Here is a 20,830-nt window from a genome sequence, read left to right as displayed (position 1 = left end):
CAGTGCCTGAACGCGGATTCACACTTCTGGAAATCATGCTGGTGATTTTTCTTATCGGCCTTGCCAGTGCGGGCGTGGTACAGACTTTTGCGACCGATTCTGAATCGCCCGCGAAAAAAGCGGCGCAGGATTTTCTGACTCGCTTTGCGCAGTTTAAGGACAGGGCAGTGATCGAAGGGAAAACACTCGGTGTGCTAATCGACCCGCCTGGCTACCAGTTTATGCAGCGTCGTCAGGGGCAGTGGTCGCCCGTTTCCTCGACCCGGTTATCGGCACAGGTTACGGTGCCGAAACAGGTGCAGATGCTGTTACAACCCGGAAGTGATATCTGGCAGAAGGAATATGCGCTGGAGCTGCAACGTCGTCGACTGACGCTGCACGATATTGAACTGGAGCTGCAAAAAGAGGCGAAAAAGAAGACTCCGCAGATCCGTTTTTCGCCTTTTGAACCCGCCGCGCCGTTTACGCTGCGCTTCTACTCGGCGGCGCAAAACGCATGTTGGGCGGTAAAACTGGCGCACGATGGCGCGTTATCCCTCAATCAATGTGATGAGAGGATGCCATGAAGCGCGGATTTACCTTGCTGGAAGTGATGCTCGCGCTGGCGATTTTTGCGCTGGCTGCCACGGCGGTGTTACAGATTGCCAGCGGTGCGCTGAGTAATCAGCAAATTCTTGAGGAAAAAACGGTAGCGGGCTGGGTGGCTGAAAACCAGACCGCGCTGCTCTACCTGATGACCCGCGAGCAGCGGGCGGTCAGGCAGCAGGGCGAGAGCGATATGGCAGGAAGCCGCTGGTACTGGCGAACCACACCGCTGAGTACAGGCAACGCGCTGCTCCAGGCTGTGGATATTGAAGTCAGCCTTCACGAAGACTTTTCGTCGGTGATTCAGTCACGACGCGCCTGGTTTAGCGCCGTGGGAGGCCAACAGTGAGAAGGACTCGCGCTGGTTTCACGTTACTGGAAATGTTGGTGGCAATTGCCATTTTTGCCTCGCTGGCACTGATGGCGCAGCAGGTGACAAACGGTGTCACACGCGTGAATAACGCCGTCGCCGGACATGATCAAAAACTAAACCTCATGCAGCAAACGATGAGTTTTCTGACCCACGATCTGACCCAAATGATGCCGCGTCCGGTAAGAGGCGAACAGGGCCAGCGTGAACCAGCGTTACTGGCGGGCGCTGGCGTGCTGGCGTCTGAGAGTGAAGGCATGCGCTTTGTGCGCGGCGGCGTGGTTAACCCGTTGATGCGTCTGCCACGCAGCAATCTGCTCACCGTCGGTTACCGCATTCATGACGGTTATCTCGAACGGTTAGCCTGGCCGCTGACCGATGCCGCAGGCAGCGTGAAGCCGACAATGCAAAAGTTGATTCCGGCGGATTCGCTCCGTTTGCAGTTCTATGATGGTACGCGCTGGCAGGAGAGCTGGTCGTCAGTACAGGCGATCCCTGTGGCAGTGCGCATGACTCTGCATTCGCCGCAATGGGGCGAGATTGAACGCATCTGGTTGTTACGCGGGCCGCAATTATCATGATCACCTCACCACCAAAACGCGGAATGGCACTGGTCGTGGTGCTGGTATTGCTGGCGGTTATGATGCTGGTAACCATCACGCTTTCCGGGCGGATGCAGCAACAACTTGGGCGAACGCGCAGCCAGCAGGAGTACCAGCAGGCGCTGTGGTACAGCGCCAGTGCGGAAAGCCTGGCGCTGAGCGCGCTCAGTCTGAGCCTGAAAAATGAAAAGCGCGTGCATCTGACACAGCCGTGGGCATCCGGCCCTCGTTTCTTCCCTCTGCCGCAGGGGCAAATTGCGGTCACCCTGCGTGACGCACAGGCTTGCTTTAACCTGAATGCCCTTGCTCAGCCGACAACGGCGTCGCGTCCGCTTGCGGTACAACAGTTGATTGCCCTGATCTCGCGCCTGGATGTGCCTGCTTATCGGGCCGAACTGATAGCCGAAAGCCTGTGGGAGTTTATTGACGAGGACCGCAGCGTCCAGACACGTCTGGGCCGTGAAGACAGCGAGTATCTCGCCCGTTCGGTGCCTTTCTACGCCGCGAATCAACCGCTGGCCGATATCAGCGAGATGCGCGTGGTGCAGGGAATGGACGACGGGCTTTATCAAAAACTGAAACCGCTGGTCTGTGCGCTGCCGATGACCCGCCAGCAAATCAACATCAATACCTTAGACGTCACGCAAAGTGTGCTTCTTGAGGCGCTGTTTGACCCGTGGTTAAGCCCTGTTCAGGCGCGGGCATTATTACAACAACGTCCGGCGAAGGGCTGGGAAGATGTCGATCAGTTTCTTGCACAGCCGCTACTTGCTGACGTCGATGAGCGTACTAAAAAACAGCTAAAAACCGTCCTGAGCGTGGACAGCAATTACTTCTGGCTGCGTTCAGATATCACCGTGAATGAGATTGAACTGACGATGAATTCGTTAATTGTCCGCATGGGCCCACAACACTTTTCGGTTCTCTGGCATCAGACAGGAGAAAGTGAGTGAGTTCCATCCTTGAGATTTTTTTCCCGCTTTGCGCCTCCGATACCGTCCGCTGGCAGCGCCGTACACCCGACGTGGAACACGGTATCTGGCCTGACGTTGCTGACGAACAGCTTCAGCAATGGCTGCAAACCGATGCGATTCGACTCTACATTCCCGGCGAATGGATCAGCGTCTGGCAGGTTGAACTGCCTGATGTCGCCCGCAAGCAGATACCGACTATTCTGCCCGCCTTGCTGGAAGAAGAGCTGAACCAGGATATCGATGAACTGCATTTCGCCCCGTTGAAAATCGACCAGCAACTGGCAACCGTAGCAGTGATTCACCAACAGCATATGCGCAACATTGCGCAGTGGTTGCAGGAAAACGGCATCACCCGCGCTACCGTCGCGCCGGACTGGATGTCCATTCCTTGTGGGTTTATGGCTGGCGATGCGCAACGGGTTATCTGCCGCATCGATGAATGCCGGGGATGGAGCGCCGGGCTGGCGCTGGCTCCGGTCATGTTCCGCGCCCAGCTCAATGAGCAGGATTTACCGCTTTCGCTAACCGTAGTCGGCATTGCACCGGAAAAGCTATCAGCATGGGCTGGCGCAGACGCTGAACGCCTGACCGTTACAGCTCTGCCCGCCGTTACCACTTATGGCGAACCGGAAGGGAACCTGCTGACAGGGCCGTGGCAGCCTCGCGTCAGCTACCGAAAACAGTGGGCGCGCTGGCGGGTGATGATTCTGCCGATATTGCTGATTCTGGTTGCGCTGGCAGTGGAGCGGGGCGTGACGTTATGGAGCGTCAGCGAACAGGTGGCGCAAAGCCGCACCCAGGCGGAGGAACAGTTCTTAACGTTGTTCCCGGAGCAGAAGCGGATTGTGAATTTACGCTCTCAGGTGACGATGGCGCTGAAAAAATATCGCCCACAGGCCGACGATACCCGGCTGCTCGCCGAGTTGTCAGCGATAGCCAGCACCCTGAAATCAGCGTCACTTTCCGACATCGAAATGCGTGGTTTCACCTTTGATCAAAAACGCCAGACGCTTCACCTCCAGTTGCGGGCTGCTAACTTTGCCAGTTTCGACAAACTGCGTAGTGCACTGGCAACCGATTATGTTGTGCAACAGGACGCATTACAGAAAGAGGGTGATGCGGTTTCCGGCGGCGTAACGTTGCGGAGGAAATAACATGTTACGCGATAAATTTATTCACTATTTTCAGCAATGGCGTGAACGCCAGTTAAGCCGTGGCGAACACTGGCTGGCACAACACCTGGCGGGGCGTTCTCCGCGTGAAAAGGGCATGTTACTGGCAGCGGTGGTGTTCCTGTTTAGCGTCGGATATTACGTCCTCATCTGGCAGCCGTTGAGCGAACGGATAGAACAACAGGAGACAATGTTGCAGCAACTGGTGGCGATGAACACCAGACTGAGGAGCGCCGCGCCGGATATTATGGCGGCGCGAAAATCCGCCACAACAACGCCTGCGCAGGTATCGCGGGTTATCAGTGACAGCGCTTCCGCGCACTCGGTAGTCATCAAGCGGATAGCCGAGCGTGGGGAGAATATTCAGGTCTGGATAGATCCGGTGGTGTTTAATGACCTGCTGAACTGGTTAAACGCGCTGGATGAAAAGTATGCGCTGCGGGTGACACAAATTGATGCCAGTGCTGCTGAGAAGACTGGGATGGTGAATGTGCAGCGGCTGGAGTTTGGACGGGGGTAAAGTATCAGGAGATTAGTATCAATAAAATTACTCTCGTTAACGTGGCGAGAGTAATTCCCCCAGACTTTATAAGCAAACTTTTTTCGTGAAGGTTATTGTCAGATCCAAAAGCAAAAACCCGCCTTGTGGGCGGGTTCTTAAGAATTAGTGGTGCCCGGACTCGGAATCGAACCAAGGACACGGGGATTTTCAATCCCCTGCTCTACCGACTGAGCTATCCGGGCAACGGGGCGCATTAAACCTGATTCGCCTCGTCTCGTCAATCAAATTTCTTCAATTTACTGCAGACTGCACAATCTATCATCACTTTGCCGCTATTGCACGCATTGTCAGGCAAACCAGGCGGTCCAGGCGGCGGAAAGCGGCATTGCCAGAAGGAGTGCTGGAAGCATGTTGACCACCGGGAACATTTTAATGCCACAGATGCGTAATCCGGTTGCCAGCAGCAATAAACCGCCTACGGCGCTGAAGTCTGCCATCATCGACGGTGTGGTCAGCGGTAATATCAGCGCGGCAGCCCACGCCAGCGTTAACTGGATGATCAGTAATGGGATACTAATTACCGACACCGCAATACCCAGCGAGCAGGCGAAGATCATCGCCGTAAAGAAATCAAGAAATGACTTGGCGATTAAAATACTCGGATCGCCGGTCATCCCTTCGTTCATCGCCCCGAAGATCCCGGTGCCGCTGGCGCAAAACAGGACAATAATCGCGACATAATTCTGAATAAAAGATTCATGCGCTGGCTTCTTACGTGAGTGACGAAACAGATTTTGTGCTTTGGCGACTGCTGTATTGACACCTTTCTCCAGCAAACAAATTTCGCCAATTAGAGCGCCAAGTAGCGTAGCTAAAACCATCGCTGGAAGGTTGGCGCATTTCACAACCAGTAAAATACCAATCCCCAGCGATGCCAGACCAAAAATAGATGTCATGGAGACGCGGATACGTTCCGGTAAGCGTTGGCTGAGCAGTGCGCCGAGAACGCCACCCAGTAAGACTGCACTAGCGTTGATAAAAGGGCCGATGACCACAAGAGTTCCTGTTAGCTGTATTGTTTGATTTTCTTATTATGAACTTTTTGCCTTGTTGATGGCTTGTCTGGTCGCAAAGTCCTGGCTTGCACGCTTTAGCGAAAGGTGCCATGATTGCGCGAATTTTCTCCTCTCTGTACGGAGTTTGCCCGATGCACGCCATCTCCTTACATTCTCTCGCTTATCGCCGTTTCGCGCGAAACTCTTCTCTTTTTATGCTACTGCTCATGCGGTGAAGTTAACGCACGTTCACTGCAGGACAACAGTAAAATCAGAGCGTTTCTGCTTTTACTGATGTCTGGCGGTCGGAGCTGGTGACCAGTTTGACCCATATCTCATGGGGCAGGGTTTTCCACCTTGTCCGGTATTCTTACTTCCCCGAAACGGGTTTGCGCTTATGAAATCAATGAATATTGCCGCCAGTAGTGAACTGGTATCCCGACTTTCTACTCATCGCCGCGTGGTGGCGTTGGGAGATACTGATTTTACGGACGTCGCGGCAGTCGTCATTACCGCTGCGGATAGTCGCAGTGGCATTCTTACGTTGCTTAAGCGCACCGGTTTTCATCTACCGGTGTTTTTGTATTCCGAACATGCTGTTGAATTACCTGCGGGCGTTACGGCGGTAATCAACGGCAACGAGCAGCATTGGCTGGAGCTGGAATCCGCAGCCTGTCAGTATGAAGAGAATTTGCTGCCACCGTTTTATGACACGCTGACGCAGTACGTTGAGATGGGCAACAGCACCTTTGCTTGCCCTGGGCATCAACATGGTGCGTTTTTTAAAAAGCATCCTGCCGGACGCCATTTTTACGATTTCTTTGGTGAGAACGTCTTTCGCGCCGATATGTGTAATGCTGACGTAAAATTGGGCGATCTGCTTATTCATGAAGGATCGGCGAAAGATGCGCAGAAATTCGCAGCCAAAGTCTTTCATGCCGATAAAACCTATTTTGTGCTGAACGGCACATCGGCAGCGAATAAAGTGGTGACGAATGCGCTGTTAACGCGTGGCGATCTGGTGCTCTTCGACCGTAACAACCATAAGTCGAATCATCACGGCGCGCTGATTCAGGCGGGGGCGACGCCGGTCTATCTGGAAGCTTCACGCAACCCGTTTGGTTTCATTGGCGGTATTGATGCGCACTGTTTTAATGAAGAGTATCTGCGCCAGCAAATTCGCGACGTTGCGCCAGAAAAAGCCGACCTGCCGCGCCCGTTTCGCCTGGCGATTATTCAGCTGGGAACCTATGACGGCACTGTCTATAACGCCCGTCAGGTGATCGATACCGTTGGGCATCTGTGTGATTACATTCTGTTTGATTCCGCGTGGGTCGGTTATGAACAATTTATCCCGATGATGGCGGATAGCTCGCCGCTGCTGTTAGAACTTAACGAAAACGATCCGGGGATTTTTGTGACCCAGTCGGTGCACAAACAGCAGGCTGGATTCTCACAGACGTCGCAGATCCATAAAAAAGATAACCATATCCGCGGACAGGCGCGTTTTTGCCCGCATAAGCGGTTGAATAACGCCTTTATGCTCCATGCTTCTACCAGCCCGTTCTACCCGCTGTTTGCCGCGCTGGACGTTAACGCCAAAATTCATGAAGGGGAGAGTGGGCGTCGGCTGTGGGCTGAGTGCGTTGAGTTGGGTATTGAGTCGCGCAAGGCTATTCTTGCGCGCTGTAAGCTGTTCCGCCCGTTTATCCCCCCCGTTGTTGATGGCAAATTGTGGCAGGATTATCCGACATCAGTGTTAGCCAGCGACCGCCGTTTTTTCAGTTTTGAGCCGGGGGCGAAGTGGCACGGCTTTGAAGGATATGCCGCGGATCAGTATTTTGTTGATCCGTGCAAGCTGTTACTCACTACACCAGGTATCGATGCCGAAACCGGCGAATATAGCGACTTTGGCGTTCCGGCGACGATTCTGGCGCACTATCTGCGTGAGAACGGCATTGTGACGGAGAAGTGCGATCTCAACTCCATTCTGTTCTTATTAACTCCGGCGGAAAGCCACGAGAAGCTGGCACAACTGGTGGCGATGCTGGCGCAATTTGAACAGCATATTGAGGATGACTCGCCGCTGGCTGAGGTGTTGCCGAGCGTTTATAACAAATATCCGGTGCGCTATCGCGACTACACCCTGCGCCAGTTGTGTCAGGAGATGCACGATCTGTATGTCAGTTTCGACGTCAAAGACCTACAAAAAGCGATGTTCCGCCAGCAGAGTTTCCCGTCAGTGGTGATGAACCCCCAGGATGCGCATAGCGCTTATATTCGCGGTGACGTGGAGTTGGTGCGGATTCGTGATGCCGAAGGGCGAATTGCGGCAGAAGGGGCGTTGCCTTATCCACCTGGCGTGCTTTGCGTGGTACCCGGGGAAGTCTGGGGTGGGGCGGTTCAACGTTATTTCCTTGCACTGGAAGAAGGGGTGAATTTGTTGCCGGGATTTTCGCCGGAGCTGCAAGGTGTTTATAGCGAAACCGATGCGGATGGCATGAAACGGTTGTACGGTTATGTGTTGAAGTAAGAATAAAAAAAACGGGTCACCTTCTGGCGACCCGTTTTTCTTTGCGTAATTAGTGGCTAACCGTCTGTGTACCTGTCGGGACACGAACGTGTTTATATTTGAACATCGCCATGAACGCGAAGGCCAGAACCACGGAGTAACCAGCGAAAATCAACCATACGGTCTGCCAGTCGGTAATGCCGTTTTGGGTGTACATCTCAACCACTTTACCGCTCACGATGCCACCGAGGATACAGCCGAAGCCGTTGGTCATCATCAGGAACATCCCTTGCGCACTGGCGCGAATCGCCGGGCTAACTTCTTTTTCGACAAACACCGAACCAGAGATGTTGAAGAAGTCGAACGCACAGCCGTAAACAATCATCGACAGAACCAGCAGTACGGTGCCGAACGGAGTCGGGTCGCCGTAAGCAAACAGCGCAAAACGCAGGATCCACGCCACGATACTGATCATCATTACGTTCTTAATGCCGTAGCGGCTTAAGAAGAACGGGATGGTCAGAATGAACAGGGTTTCAGAGATCTGCGAAATCGACATGATGATTGACGCATGCTGCACAATAAAGCTGCTGGCAAACATCGGATCTTTGTCGAAGCTGTGCAGGAAGGTATTACCGAACATGTTGGTAATCTGCAGTTCCGCGCCCAGCAGCATTGAGAAGATGAAGAAGATTGCCATACGCTTGTTTTTAAACAGCGCGAATGCATCGAGGCCCAGCAGGGTTGTCCAGCTCTGATTCGCTTGCTGTTTAGCAACCGGAATATGCGGCAGAGTCAGGGTAAACAGAACCAGAATGGCGGAAAGAGCTGCGCCAATATACAGCTGCATGTGGCTTAATTCGAAGCCAGACAGGCTCACCACCCACATTGCCATGATAAAGCCGATGGTGCCCCAGATACGGATTGGTGGGAAGTCAGTAACGATATCCATCCCGGCATTTTGCAGGCGATAGTAAGAGATGGTGTTGATTAACCCAAGCGTTGGCATATAAGCAAACGAGTTAATCAATATCACAAGGAACATCGCCTCCGGCGTCGTGACCTGTGCTGCCATGAACAGCGTGATAGCGCCAATGGTGTGGCAAATGGCATATACCCATTTCGCACTTAACCATTTGTCGGCCACAATCCCCAGCAGCGCAGGCATAAAGACCGCGGCGATACCCAGTGAGCTATAAACTGCGCCAATAGAAGCACCGTCAAACTTCAGGGTAACAAACATATAGGAGCCGAGGGTCGTCAGCCAACTTCCCCACAGACAGAACTGCAGAAAAGAGAGGATTTTCAGCTGCAGCTTAAGATTCATGTTAATTTCCTCACATCGTGATGCGGATGAGTGTTTGAAAAAGCACATTTGACCGTGCGAGATGATGGGATTCTATCAACTTCGCGGACTGGTTTTTTGTTACCTGTGGCAAATAATTGCAAACATTCCCAATTTGCAAAACGAAATTGTGATGTGGATAACATTTTTGCCCCTGAGCATCGTCAGGGGCGGTTAATGGAATTATCGGCGGCGGTAGGATTTTTGCGCGGTATTCACTTTATAAAGATAACGGCGAGATTCCGCAGAGGGATGGCGGGTCGTCAGCGTCTGATAAACATCGCCCGGCGTCATGGTGTTAATAATATTGGCAGCCTGAATCTTATCATTCGAAAAGACTCGCAGCACGCTGCCTGCGCCGCCGTTATAGGCGGTGATGACGGCATAACGCCGCGATGTTGGGTTATCAATTCCGCCGAGATAAACATTGTTCAGCATCGCCAGATACGCGGTGCCGGTATCAATATTGCTGGCAGGATCAAACAAGAAACTGCGGCTCGGCGTGCCGGATTTCCCCTGCGAGCGGAACACATCTTTCCCGGCAGTATGTTGTACCACCTGCATTAATCCCAGCGCATCGGAACGGCTGACCGCATACGGGTTAAAGGAAGATTCGGTCTGCATAATTGCCAGAATCAGCGACTCATCAACGCCATATTTCCGTGACGCCTGGCGGACCATGCCGAGATATTTGTGCGCACGTTTATCAAGGTGGTTCGGTACCATGTTAATGGTGACGCTGTAGATGATACGCAGCCCGTTACTGCGGCTTTGCAGACGGTTTTTCAGCAGATAATCCGCGAAGTTGCTTGCGCGACCTTCCCAGCGAATCGGCTGCCCGGTGTTGTCCACCACCTGACCGTAAAGGAAAGGTTCTTTCGAAATCGTAATATCATCAACGTCGGAATAGAGATCGACCGAACTCGGATCGTCACCCATCAATAACGTTTTGATAATTGCCCGGCGCAAATGCGCGGCAGGTTCTGTCCCGGCGATGGTTTCGATAGTAATCGTACCGTCATCGAAGTTGATGTGGCTGCGGGTCTGATATTGATCGGTGTATTTCACGTAGTCCTTAGGACCAGCGATCACCACCTCTTTGAATCCCCAGATGTTCTCAATATTGTGGGCAAATTGCCCCATCAGAATATCAAAACCGTTGGTGTCTTTGACCCAGGCTTCGTTATAGGTATCGCCTTTTTTGGTCGTCGAACAGGAGATGAGCAACGGCGCAATCAAAGCCAGCGCGAGATATTTTTTCATCATTCCGGGTGCGTGTTGTGTTTGTTTTTATGCAAGTTGCCGGAGGCGTGCTCCGGCACTGTTTTTATTTTTTATCTTCCGGCGTATAGCCCTCGATATGCACCTCTTTACCCTCGAACAGGAAGTTGACCATCTCCTGCTCCAGCAGCTTGCGGTGCTCGGCATTCATCATGTTGAGTTTCTTTTCATTAATCAGCATGGTTTGTTTGTGCTGCCACTGCGCCCAGGCTTCTTTGGAGATCTCGTTATAGATGCGTTTTCCCAGCTCGCCGGGGTACAGCTGAAAATCCTGACCTTCTGCTTCACGTTGCAGGAAAGTACAAAAAATCGTTCTGCTCATAAATCATCCTCTTTATCGGCTCACGCGCTAAACCGGCGCGCCAGTGCGTAACTGCTGTAACAAACGCTCCACGGGAGCCGCCAGGCCAACTGACGGCGGTTGCGCTAAGTTATACCAGAGCGCATTGCCTTCATCCATGCAGCCGGTGAATGACGACACGGGAAGCCACATAGGCACAATATCTAAGTGGAAATGGCTGAAGGTATGGCGAAACGCGGTCAGCTGCGTCAGGTTATCGGCAGCAATCTGCCGTTGCGCCAGCCAATGCCGCAAACTTTCTTCGTCGGCAAACTGCGGGAAACAGTATAAACCGCCCCACAATCCGCTCGGCGGACGCTGCGCCAGCAATACTTCATCTTCGTGCTGTAATAGCAAAAAGTAGCCGGTGCGCTCCGGCAGCGTCTGTTTCGGTTTTTTGCCCGGATAAAGCGCCCAGCTATTGTTGGCGGCGGCAATACATCCGTTTTGTAGCGGACAGAGCGAACATTTCGGTTTCGAGCGCGTACAAATCATCGCACCCAAATCCATCATCGCCTGATTAAACCGTTCCACGCCGACCGCGGGCGTCACCTGCTCGCTTAAACTCCATAATTTATTCTCGACCTCTTTTTTCCCAGGCCAGCCGCTTACAGCATAGCAGCGCGCCAGCACGCGTTTGACGTTACCGTCGAGAATCGGAAAGTGCTTACCCAGAGAAAGCGAGAGAATCGCGCCTGCGGTGGAACGCCCGACGCCCGGCAGTGCTGCAACTTCCTCAAAGGTTTCCGGGAATTTACCGCCGTGTAAGGTCGCCACTTGTTGTGCCGCTTTATGCAGATTGCGCGCGCGGGCGTAATAGCCAAGCCCGGTCCACAAGTGGAGAACTTCGTCGAGCGGCGCATTGGCGAGATCGGTCACCGTCGGGAAGCGCGCCATAAAGCGTTCAAAATAGGGGATAACGGTCGCAACCTGAGTTTGTTGCAACATCACTTCTGAGAGCCATACTTTGTAGGGCGTCTTGTCAATTTGCCAGGGCAGAGTTTTTCGCCCGTATTTATCGTACCAGTCCAGAACCTGGGCTGAAAATTGCGACGCTTGCATGGTCACCGAATTCACTGTTGTTGGGGGCAAGATTGCAGCACAGCGACGGCAGGGTGTAAACCGGAACTTTCCGCAGCCACGGCCTTATCATGCTTGCATCCGGCAACTAACTTTGGATAATGCCCGTTTTCAGAACACTTTCACAAGCGACTAAATCTTTATGAAAAACGACGTCATTTCACCGGAATTTGATGAAAACGGCCGCCCACTGCGCCGTATCCGTAGTTTTGTGCGCCGCCAGGGGCGACTGACCAAAGGCCAGGAACATGCGCTGGAAAACTACTGGCCGGTGATGGGCGTTGAGTTCAGCGAAGATATGCTGGATTTCCCCGCGCTTTTTGGCCGTGAAGCGCCGGTGACGCTTGAGATTGGTTTTGGCATGGGGGCGTCGCTGGTGGCAATGGCTAAAGATCGCCCCGAGCAGGACTTCCTCGGCATTGAAGTGCATTCACCGGGCGTTGGTGCGTGCCTGGCTTCTGCGCATGAAGAGGGCTTAAGCAACCTGCGCGTGATGTGTCACGATGCGGTTGAAGTGCTGCATAAAATGATTCCTGACAATTCATTGCGCATGGTGCAGCTCTTTTTCCCTGACCCGTGGCACAAAGCGCGCCATAATAAACGCCGTATCGTTCAGGTGCCGTTTGCCGAACTGGTAAAAAGCAAACTGCAGCTGGGGGGCGTATTCCATATGGCGACCGACTGGGAACCTTATGCGGAACATATGCTTGAAGTGATGTCTTCTATTGACGGTTATAAAAACCTGTCAGAGAGCAATGATTACGTACCGCGTCCGGCATCACGTCCAGTGACGAAATTTGAACAACGTGGTCATCGTCTTGGTCACGGAGTATGGGACTTAATGTTCGAGAGGGTGAAATAATGGCAAAGAACCGTAGCCGTCGTCTGCGTAAAAAAATGCACATCGACGAATTCCAGGAATTAGGATTTTCGGTGGCATGGCGATTCCCGGAAGGTACATCGGAAGAACAGATTGATAAAACCGTTGATGATTTTATTAACGAGGTTATCGAACCGAACAAACTGGCCTTTGACGGCAGCGGTTATCTGGCCTGGGAAGGTCTGATCTGCATGCAGGAAATCGGCAAATGCACCGAAGAACATCAGGCAATTGTGCGTAAGTGGCTGGAAGAGCGCAAACTGGATGAGGTACGCACCAGCGAACTTTTCGACGTTTGGTGGGACTAAGAAAGCATACGGGCGATGACAAATGCAAAACTGCCTGATGCGCTACGCTTATCATGCCTGGAAAGATGCACGATCGAGTAGGCCGGATAAGGCGTTTACGCCGCATCCGGCATGGAAAACGCGTACTTTGTTATCAATCTGGGGCCAGCAAATGCTGGCCTGATTTGTTCTTGAGGGAAGACTATGATGCGCAAAATGCTGCTGGCGGCAGCACTTTCAGTGACGGCAATGACCGCTCACGCCGACTACCAGTGCAGCGTCACGCCGCGTGACGATGTGATTGTCAGCCCGCAAACCGTGCAGGTGAAGGGCGAAAACGGCAATCTGGTGATCACGCCAGACGGCAACGTGATGTATAACGGTAAGCAATATTCCCTGAATGCCGCCCAGCGCGAGCAGGCGAAGGATTATCAGGCTGAACTACGCAGCACGCTGCCGTGGATTGATGAAGGCGCGAAAAGCCGCGTCGAAAAAGCCCGTATTGCGCTGGATAAAATTATCGTTCAGGAGATGGGCGAAAGCAGCAAAATGCGCAGCCGTCTGACCAAACTTGATGCGCAGCTGAAAGAGCAGATGAACCGCATTATCGAAACGCGCAGCGATGGCCTGACGTTTCACTATAAAGCCATTGATCAGGTTCGCGCCGAAGGCCAGCAATTAGTGAATCAGGCAATGGGTGGAATTTTACAGGACAGCATTAATGAAATGGGCGCGAAAGCGGTGCTGAAAAGCGGCGGTAACCCATTACAGAATGTGCTGGGAAGCCTGGGGGGGCTGCAATCCTCAATCCAAACCGAGTGGAAAAAGCAGGAAAAAGATTTCCAGCAGTTTGGCAAAGATGTTTGTAGCCGCGTTGTGACTCTGGAAGATAGCCGCAAAGCCCTGGTCGGGAATTTAAAATAATCCTCTATTTTAAGACGGCATAATACTTTTTTATGCCGTTTAATTCTTCGTTTTGTTACCTGCCTCTAACTTTGTAGATCTCCAAAATATATTCACGTTGTAAATTGTTTAACGTCAAATTTCCCATACAAAGCTAAGGGATAATGCGTAGCGTTCACGTAACTGGAGGAATGAAATGGAGTTTTTCAAAAAGACGGCACTTGCCGCACTGGTTATGGGTTTTAGTGGTGCAGCATTGGCATTACCCAATATCACCATTTTAGCAACCGGCGGGACCATTGCCGGTGGTGGTGACTCCGCAACCAAATCTAACTACACAGCGGGTAAAGTTGGCGTAGAAAATCTGGTTAATGCGGTGCCGCAACTGAAGGACATTGCGAACGTTAAAGGTGAGCAGGTAGTGAATATCGGCTCCCAGGACATGAACGATAATGTCTGGCTGACACTGGCGAAAAAAATTAACACCGACTGCGATAAAACCGACGGCTTCGTCATTACCCACGGTACCGACACGATGGAAGAAACCGCTTACTTCCTCGACCTGACGGTGAAATGCGACAAACCGGTGGTGATGGTCGGCGCAATGCGCCCGTCCACGTCCATGAGCGCAGACGGTCCATTCAACCTGTATAACGCGGTAGTGACCGCAGCTGATAAAGCCTCCGCTAATCGTGGCGTGCTGGTGGTGATGAACGACACCGTACTGGACGGTCGCGATGTCACCAAAACCAACACCACCGACGTAGCGACCTTCAAGTCTGTTAACTACGGTCCTCTGGGCTACATTCACAACGGTAAGATTGACTACCAACGTACCCCGGCACGTAAGCACACCAGCGATACGCCATTCGATGTCTCTAAGCTGAATGAGCTGCCGAAAGTCGGCATCGTTTATAACTACGCTAACGCATCCGATCTTCCGGCTAAAGCACTGGTAGATGCGGGCTATGATGGCATCGTTAGCGCTGGTGTGGGTAATGGTAACCTGTATAAATCCGTGTTCGACACCCTGGCAACCGCCGCGAAAAACGGCACTGCAGTAGTGCGTTCTTCCCGCGTACCGACGGGTGCTACCACTCAGGATGCTGAAGTGGATGATGCGAAATACGGCTTCGTCGCCTCTGGCACGCTGAACCCGCAAAAAGCGCGCGTCCTGCTGCAGCTGGCTCTGACGCAAACCAAAGATCCGCAGCAGATCCAGCAGATCTTCAATCAGTACTAATCACCTCGCCCCGGTATCGTGCCGGGGCTTTTTCACTTCAGACTTACGTCCATTGCCAATTTTCATTACCCTAATGATAATCACCGGAATAAATTATTCCGCGTGAGGTTTTTCGGGTGAAAAAGCAATGGATTGTTGGCACGGCACTGCTTATGTTGATGACTGGTAATGCTTGGGCAGATGGCGAACCGCCAACTGAAAATATCTTAAAAGATCAATTCAAAAAGCAGTATCACGGCATTCTCAAGCTTGATGCTATCACCTTAAAAAATCTTGATGCTAAGGGTAATCAGGCCACCTGGTCAGCGGAAGGCGATGTCTCTTCCAGTGACGATCTCTATACCTGGGTCGGTCAGTTGGCAGATTACGAACTGCTCGAACAGACCTGGACGAAAGATAAACCGGTAAAATTCTCGGCGATGTTAACCAGTAAAGGAACGCCCGCGTCTGGCTGGTCGGTGAACTTTTACTCTTTTCAGGCGGCAGCCAGCGATCGTGGGCGGGTGGTCGACGATATCAAAACGAATAATAAATATCTGATCGTGAATAGCGAAGATTTCAATTATCGCTTTAGTCAGCTTGAATCTGCGTTGAATACCCAGAAGAACTCGATTCCTGCGCTGGAAAAGGAAGTGAAAGCGCTTGATAAGCAAATGGTGGCGGCGCAGAAAGCAGCGGATGCATATTGGGGAAAAGATGCAAACGGTAAGCAAATGACCCGCGAAGAAGCCTTTAAAAAAATTCACCAACAGCGTGATGAGTTTAATAAACAGAACGATAGCGAGGCGTTCGCGGTTAAATATGACAAAGAGGTTTATCAACCGGCGATTGCGGCATGTCATAAACAGAGTGAAGAGTGTTATGAAGTGCCGATTCAGCAGAAACGAGATTTCGATATCAACGAACAACGGCGACAGACTTTTCTGCAATCACAAAAACTCAGCCGTAAATTGCAGGATGACTGGGTAACGCTCGAAAAAGGGCAATATCCGTTAACGATGAAAGTTTCAGAAATAAACAGTAAAAAAGTCGCGATTTTGATGAAAATTGACGATATCAACCAAGCTAATGAACGCTGGAAAAAAGATACCGAACAACTGCGGCGCAATGGGGTGATTAAGTAAGTTTGATATAGTGCACGATTTGTAGCAGGATGCGGCGTTGACCCCGCATCCGGCAATACAAGTTTACTCAGCCAGAAAAAGCTCCAGCAGCGAATTTAAAAACAGCTTCCCATGTTCCGTTATCTGCCAGTAATCCGCACATTCGGTGAGATAACCCTGGGCAATCGCCTCGTCTAACTGTGGGCGAATCACATCTTCGCAAAGCCCGGTATACGCAATAAACTCCACGCGCGGCGCGGCCTCCAGCAGACGGAAGCGATTCATAAAGAACTCAAACGGCTTATCTGCGGCTTCGACATCACGCTGGCTTTCCAGATACCTTCCCTGCATAAAACCACGCGGATGACGCGTTTTGGTGGTACGCAGAATGCGCCCATCCGGGAAGGTCACTTTGCCGTGCGCGCCACAGCCAATACCGATGTAGTCGCCAAATCGCCAGTAGTTGAGATTGTGCTGGCACTGATAACCGGGTTTGGCGTAAGCGGAAGTTTCATATTGCTGATAACCCGCTGCGGTTAATAACTGATGCCCCTGTTCGAAAATATCCCACAGCGCGTCATCGTCCGGCAGCACCGGTGGTCGCGAACCAAACAGCGTATTGGGTTCGATGGTCAGTTGATACCAGGAAAGATGCGGCGGATTCAGTTCAATGGCCTGGCGTAGATCGCCAAGCGCCTCTTCCAGTGATTGATCCGGTAGTCCATGCATCAAATCAAGGTTAAAGCTACGTAACCCTAAACCGCTCGCCAGCTTTGCCGCTCGTTTCGCTTCTTGCGGGCCATGAATGCGCCCGAGTCGTTTCAGCTTTTCTTCGCTAAAACTCTGCACACCAATAGAGATGCGGTTCACACCAGCACGCTGATAATCGACAAAGCGATCCGCTTCTACCGTGCCTGGGTTCGCTTCCATAGTAATTTCTGCATCCGCTGCCAGCGGCAAACGCGCACGCACGCCGTCCAGCAGCGTTTGCATCGCCGGGCCGGAAAGCAGGCTCGGCGTACCACCGCCAATAAAGATTGTCTTTACTTCACGGCCCTGAGCGTAAGCCACATCGTTGTCCAGATCGTTAAGCAGATGCTGAACATAATCGTCGTGCGGCACTTCTCCTTTCAACGCGTGAGAGTTGAAATCGCAGTACGGGCATTTCTGCACGCACCACGGGATGTGAATGTAGAGACTCAGCGGCGGTAATTTAACCATTACGTAAAGCGTCCAGCAGCAGTTTCAATGCCTGACCACGGTGGGAAATGGCGCTCTTTTCTTCGCGGGTCAGTTCGGCGGCGGTTTTCCCTTCGGAAGGTACGAAGAAGATTGGATCATAACCAAAGCCACCAGTGCCCGCTGGTTCACGAGTAATCACGCCCGGCCAGCTACCGTGGCATACCAGCGGAGTCGGATCTTCCGCGTGACGCAGATATACCAGCACGCAGTGGAAACGCGCCTGACGTTGGTCATCCGGTACGTCTTTCAGTGTTTCCAGCAGTTTTTGCAGATTCTTTAGATCGGTCGCGTCTTCACCGGAATAACGCGCGGAGTAAATGCCCGGCGCGCCGCCAAGCACATCTACCGCCAGACCAGAGTCGTCGGCAATTGCCGGTAAACCGGTCACTTTTGCCGCATGGCGCGCTTTCAGAATCGCGTTTTCGATAAAGGTCAGGCCGGTTTCTTCAGCGGAATCTACGCCGAGGTCTGTTTGGGCCACGATATCAAGACCGAAGTCGCTAAGCAGCGACGCCAGCTCACGCACTTTACCGGCATTGCCGGTTGCGAGGACAACTTTTTGCATAGGATACCTAATTAATTAACGCCGCGATTTCTGGCGGGATTTGTTGCGGATTAATGATTTTAATTTGTTTGTGGCGGCCAAGTTCGCCTTTTTCAATCACCACCTGGCTTTTGGCAACCCGGAATTGCTTACCGAGAAACTTCACCAGATGACTGTTGGCCTGACCGTCAACCGGCGGCGCGGTAATGGCGACTTTAACTTCGTCGCCATGTAAACCGACAATAGAATCACGGCTGGCTTTCGGCTGAATATAGAGCCGTAAAACCAGACCGTCATCATTAACTGTTACGGCACTCATAACGCCATCCACAGCCCCGGCAGCAGCATGTTTCCGGTTGCCTGTAATACTTCTGCGACACCCATATTGATGACATACAGCAGCAGAACGAGGATCATCGGCGAGAAATCAATCCCACCCATTGCCGGTAGCAGGCGGCGAATCGGGCGCAGCAGCGGATCGGCCAGCTGAATCAGCACGTATTCAATCGGGCTACGACCCTGGCTTACCCAGCTCATAATCGCCATCACCAGCAGGACCCAGAAAATCAGCAGGCCGATGGTTTTCAGCAGAATCAGTAAACCGGCAATCCAGATGATTGGCAGGAAGGTCACCACTTTAAACAGCACGATGGCTTTGATAAAACTGAGAATATAGGCAACCAGCAGCGAGGCGCTGTCAATGGGGCCCATTGCCGGAATAACGCGGCGCAGTGGCCCGATAATTGGCTGCGTTACCTTCACTACAAACTGTGAGAAGGGGTTGTAAAAATCACAATGAGCCCACTGCATCCAGATGCGTAATAACAGCACCATGGTATACAGCTCAATGACCGTTGAAAGCAGGAAAGTCAACGTATTCATGGCGTTCCTTTAATTCCTTATTTTTTAGAGTAATCACGCGCACCAAAAATTGCAGTGCCGATACGAACCATCGTGCTACCTGCCGCAATGGCGGCTTCCATATCGTCCGACATTCCCAGAGAGAGCGTGTCGATATGCGGGTAGCGCGTTTTCAGTCCGGCAAATGCTACAGCCATTTGGCGTGCAACTTCAAACTGCCTTACATATTCTGACTCAGGTGCAGGGATTGCCATCAGCCCGCGCAGACGTAAACGCGGTAGTTCAGCGACCGCAGCTGCCAGCTCGTCCAGTTCTGCCAGTTGAATCCCGGACTTACTGTTTTCATCACTAATATTAATTTGAATCAGTACGTTAAGAGGGGGAAGTTCTGCCGGGCGCTGATCGTTGAGGCGGGTAGCGATGCGCAAACGGTCGATGGTATGACACCAGTCGAAATGCTCTGCCACCAGGCGGCTTTTATTAGACTGCAACGGGCCAATAAAATGCCATTCTAATCCTGTTACGCCCAGTTCCTGAAAGTGGCGAATTTTATCCACCCCTTCCTGAACGTAGTTTTCACCAAATTGACGCTGCCCGGCATCAATGGCTTCTGCGATGGCGCTCGCAGGTTTTGTTTTACTGACTGCAAGCAGCGTAATTTCTTCTGGAGAACGGCCGCAACGCGTTGCAGCCGCTGAGATTTTGTCCCGGACCTGTGCCAGGTTATGCGCAATATCGTTCATTTTCCGAGGATCTTAGTATGAATATGGAAGAAATTGTGGCCCTTAGTGTAAAGCATAACGTCTCGGATCTACACCTGTGCAGCGCCTGGCCCGCACGATGGCGCATTCGCGGCAGAATGGAAGCTGCGCCGTTTGATGCGCCGGACGTCGAAGAGCTACTGCGGGAGTGGCTGGATGACGATCAGCGGGCAATATTGCTGGAAAATGGCCAGCTGGATTTTGCCGTGTCGCTGGCGGAAAACCAGCGGTTGCGTGGCAGTGCGTTCGCGCAACGGCAAGGTATTTCTCTGGCATTACGGTTGTTACCTTCGCACTGTCCACAGCTCGAACAGCTTGGTGCGCCACCGGTATTGCCGGAATTACTCAAGAGCGAGAATGGCCTGATTCTGGTGACGGGGGCGACGGGGAGCGGCAAATCTACCACGCTGGCGGCGATGGTTGGCTATCTTAATCAACATGCCGATGCGCATATTCTGACGCTGGAAGATCCTGTGGAATATCTCTATGCCAGCCAGCGATGTTTGATCCAGCAGCGGGAAATTGGTTTGCACTGTATGACTTTCGCATCGGGGTTGCGGGCTGCATTGCGGGAAGATCCTGATGTGATTTTGCTCGGAGAGCTGCGTGACAGCGAGACAATCCGTCTGGCACTGACGGCGGCAGAAACCGGGCATTTGGTGCTGGCAACATTACATACGCGTGGTGCCGCGCAGGCAGTTGAGCGACTGGTGGATTCATTTCCGGCGCAGGAAAAAGATCCCGTACGTAATCAACTGGCAGGTAGTTTACGGGCCGTGTTGTCACAAAAGCTGGAAGTGGATAAACAGGAAGGACGCGTGGCGCTGTTTGAATTATTGATTAACACTCCCGCGGTGGGGAATTTGATTCGCGAAGGGAAAACCCACCAGTTACCGCATGTTATTCAAACCGGGCAGCAGGTGGGGATGATAACGTTTCAGCAGAGTTATCAGCAGCGGGTGGGGGAAGGGCGTTTGTGACGTTGCCATGCCCGATGCGCAAGTTTATAGGGCCTATAAAGGCAATAAATGTCTGATGCGACGCTAACGCGTCTTATCAGACCTTGTATTATCCCTCCAGTGCAGAGAAAATCGGCCAGTTTTCTCTGCCTGCAGTCCGCATGCCGTATCGGGCCTTGGGTTCTAACCTGTTGCGTAGATTTATGCAGCGGACTGCCTTTCTCCCAAA

24 protein-coding genes and 1 tRNA gene are annotated in these 20,830 nt (G+C 52.2%); 14 read left to right on the top strand and 11 right to left on the bottom strand.

Translation table 11 applies throughout. The features are described from left to right. Positions 1-2: 2 nt before the first annotated feature. From gspH to yghD, 6 genes are read left to right on the top strand one after another with little or no spacing between them, the layout of a single operon-like run. Positions 3-566, top strand: coding sequence for a type II secretion system minor pseudopilin GspH (gene gspH / locus ACJHXA_RS19475; RefSeq protein WP_001115139.1), 564 nt, complete (start codon positions 3-5; stop codon positions 564-566). Continuing rightward, positions 563-934: a type II secretion system minor pseudopilin GspI gene (gene gspI, locus ACJHXA_RS19470; protein ID WP_000820125.1), complete on the top strand. Its 372-nt coding sequence runs from the start codon at positions 563-565 to the stop codon at positions 932-934. Before gspH ends, gspI begins: the two co-directional genes overlap by 4 nt. Further along, positions 931-1,536: a type II secretion system minor pseudopilin GspJ gene (gspJ, locus tag ACJHXA_RS19465; protein ID WP_001255030.1), complete on the top strand. Its 606-nt coding sequence runs from the start codon at positions 931-933 to the stop codon at positions 1,534-1,536. The genes gspI and gspJ overlap by 4 nt, the downstream gene beginning before the upstream one ends. After that, positions 1,533-2,510 (top strand): type II secretion system minor pseudopilin GspK, encoded by a 978-nt coding sequence (gene gspK / locus ACJHXA_RS19460; protein ID WP_000633239.1) that lies wholly within the window; start codon positions 1,533-1,535, stop codon positions 2,508-2,510. Before gspJ ends, gspK begins: the two co-directional genes overlap by 4 nt. Continuing rightward, on the top strand, positions 2,507-3,685 hold the full coding sequence (gene gspL / locus ACJHXA_RS19455) for a type II secretion system protein GspL (protein WP_000094989.1): 1,179 nt from the start codon (positions 2,507-2,509) through the stop codon (positions 3,683-3,685). Before gspK ends, gspL begins: the two co-directional genes overlap by 4 nt. Position 3,686: 1 nt before the next feature. Continuing rightward, positions 3,687-4,223 (top strand): GspM family type II secretion system protein YghD, encoded by a 537-nt coding sequence (gene yghD, locus ACJHXA_RS19450; protein WP_000942795.1) that lies wholly within the window; start codon positions 3,687-3,689, stop codon positions 4,221-4,223. Between the two features lie 148 nt (positions 4,224-4,371). On the opposite strand, the gene ACJHXA_RS19445 is transcribed toward yghD, so the two are convergent. Further along, positions 4,372-4,447: transfer RNA gene (locus ACJHXA_RS19445), tRNA-Phe, on the bottom strand. A 105-nt stretch (positions 4,448-4,552) separates the two neighbouring features. After that, complete coding sequence (locus tag ACJHXA_RS19440) at positions 4,553-5,260, bottom strand: DUF554 domain-containing protein (protein WP_000234514.1); 708 nt, start codon at positions 5,258-5,260, stop codon at positions 4,553-4,555. A gap of 152 nt (positions 5,261-5,412) precedes the next feature. Between ACJHXA_RS19440 and ACJHXA_RS19435 the strand changes: the two genes are divergently transcribed. Together ACJHXA_RS19435 and speC are read left to right on the top strand one after the other, a co-directional pair. Continuing rightward, positions 5,413-5,496 (top strand): hypothetical protein, encoded by an 84-nt coding sequence (locus tag ACJHXA_RS19435; RefSeq protein ID WP_212734590.1) that lies wholly within the window; start codon positions 5,413-5,415, stop codon positions 5,494-5,496. A gap of 161 nt (positions 5,497-5,657) precedes the next feature. Then, positions 5,658-7,793 carry an ornithine decarboxylase gene (gene speC / locus ACJHXA_RS19430; RefSeq protein ID WP_283512349.1) on the top strand — a complete coding sequence of 712 codons (2,136 nt, stop codon included), beginning with the start codon at positions 5,658-5,660 and terminating at the stop codon, positions 7,791-7,793. Positions 7,794-7,842: 49 nt separating this feature from the next. Here the strand turns inward: speC and nupG are convergent, their stop codons facing one another. From nupG to mutY, 4 genes are all read right to left on the bottom strand, one after another. Next, the gene (gene nupG, locus ACJHXA_RS19425) at positions 7,843-9,099 is read right to left on the bottom strand and encodes a nucleoside permease NupG (RefSeq protein ID WP_001049791.1); all 1,257 of its coding nucleotides are present in this window, start codon (positions 9,097-9,099) and stop codon (positions 7,843-7,845) included. 201 nt (positions 9,100-9,300) lie between these two features. Continuing rightward, entirely contained in the window at positions 9,301-10,380 is a 1,080-nt protein-coding gene (gene mltC, locus ACJHXA_RS19420; protein ID WP_001298916.1) for a membrane-bound lytic murein transglycosylase MltC, read from the bottom strand. Positions 10,381-10,444: 64 nt separating this feature from the next. Further along, positions 10,445-10,720, bottom strand: coding sequence for an oxidative damage protection protein (locus ACJHXA_RS19415; protein WP_000091700.1), 276 nt, complete (start codon positions 10,718-10,720; stop codon positions 10,445-10,447). 27 nt (positions 10,721-10,747) lie between these two features. Further along, entirely contained in the window at positions 10,748-11,800 is a 1,053-nt protein-coding gene (mutY, locus tag ACJHXA_RS19410; RefSeq protein ID WP_001298922.1) for an A/G-specific adenine glycosylase, read from the bottom strand. A 160-nt stretch (positions 11,801-11,960) separates the two neighbouring features. Here mutY and trmB point away from each other — a divergent pair, with 160 nt between their 5' ends. The 5 genes from trmB to ACJHXA_RS19385 all read left to right on the top strand — a co-directional run bounded on the left by trmB (position 11,961) and on the right by ACJHXA_RS19385 (position 16,255). Further along, positions 11,961-12,680, top strand: coding sequence for a tRNA (guanosine(46)-N7)-methyltransferase TrmB (gene trmB, locus ACJHXA_RS19405; RefSeq protein WP_000786911.1), 720 nt, complete (start codon positions 11,961-11,963; stop codon positions 12,678-12,680). Then, entirely contained in the window at positions 12,680-13,006 is a 327-nt protein-coding gene (locus ACJHXA_RS19400; protein ID WP_001107564.1) for a YggL family protein, read from the top strand. The genes trmB and ACJHXA_RS19400 overlap by 1 nt, the downstream gene beginning before the upstream one ends. A 183-nt stretch (positions 13,007-13,189) precedes the next feature. Beyond that, positions 13,190-13,909 carry a DUF2884 domain-containing protein gene (locus ACJHXA_RS19395; RefSeq protein ID WP_000984796.1) on the top strand — a complete coding sequence of 240 codons (720 nt, stop codon included), beginning with the start codon at positions 13,190-13,192 and terminating at the stop codon, positions 13,907-13,909. 175 nt (positions 13,910-14,084) lie between these two features. Next, positions 14,085-15,131, top strand: coding sequence for an L-asparaginase 2 (gene ansB / locus ACJHXA_RS19390; RefSeq protein ID WP_000394125.1), 1,047 nt, complete (start codon positions 14,085-14,087; stop codon positions 15,129-15,131). Positions 15,132-15,247: 116 nt separating this feature from the next. Further along, positions 15,248-16,255: a DUF1202 family protein gene (locus ACJHXA_RS19385; protein WP_000745217.1), complete on the top strand. Its 1,008-nt coding sequence runs from the start codon at positions 15,248-15,250 to the stop codon at positions 16,253-16,255. A gap of 63 nt (positions 16,256-16,318) precedes the next feature. Here ACJHXA_RS19385 and hemW read toward each other — a convergent pair whose 3' ends face one another. The 5 genes from hemW to yggS are packed head-to-tail and all read right to left on the bottom strand — an operon-like array spanning position 16,319 to position 19,624. Beyond that, positions 16,319-17,455, bottom strand: a complete 1,137-nt coding sequence (gene hemW / locus ACJHXA_RS19380) for a radical SAM family heme chaperone HemW (protein WP_000239939.1) — start codon at positions 17,453-17,455, stop codon at positions 16,319-16,321. After that, positions 17,448-18,041, bottom strand: a complete 594-nt coding sequence (locus ACJHXA_RS19375; protein WP_001174743.1) for an XTP/dITP diphosphatase — start codon at positions 18,039-18,041, stop codon at positions 17,448-17,450. The genes hemW and ACJHXA_RS19375 overlap by 8 nt, the downstream gene beginning before the upstream one ends. A 7-nt stretch (positions 18,042-18,048) precedes the next feature. Next, positions 18,049-18,339: a DUF167 family protein YggU gene (gene yggU / locus ACJHXA_RS19370; RefSeq protein ID WP_001277222.1), complete on the bottom strand. Its 291-nt coding sequence runs from the start codon at positions 18,337-18,339 to the stop codon at positions 18,049-18,051. Beyond that, a complete protein-coding gene (gene yggT, locus ACJHXA_RS19365; protein WP_001094831.1) occupies positions 18,336-18,902 on the bottom strand; it encodes an osmotic shock tolerance protein YggT in 567 nt (188 codons plus the stop codon). Before yggT ends, yggU begins: the two co-directional genes overlap by 4 nt. Positions 18,903-18,919: 17 nt before the next feature. Beyond that, a complete protein-coding gene (gene yggS, locus ACJHXA_RS19360; protein WP_000997795.1) occupies positions 18,920-19,624 on the bottom strand; it encodes a pyridoxal phosphate homeostasis protein in 705 nt (234 codons plus the stop codon). A 17-nt stretch (positions 19,625-19,641) separates the two neighbouring features. Here yggS and ACJHXA_RS19355 point away from each other — a divergent pair, with 17 nt between their 5' ends. Continuing rightward, positions 19,642-20,622, top strand: a complete 981-nt coding sequence (locus ACJHXA_RS19355; protein WP_001349546.1) for a PilT/PilU family type 4a pilus ATPase — start codon at positions 19,642-19,644, stop codon at positions 20,620-20,622. Positions 20,623-20,830: the final 208 nt, after the last annotated feature.

Origin of the sequence: Escherichia sp. WS33, from assembly GCF_046486385.1 — a bacterium.
Lineage (GTDB): Bacteria > Pseudomonadota > Gammaproteobacteria > Enterobacterales > Enterobacteriaceae > ECMA0423.
Note: the sequence above shows the minus strand (reverse complement) of the source record. Positions and strands in the feature narration are given on the sequence as shown.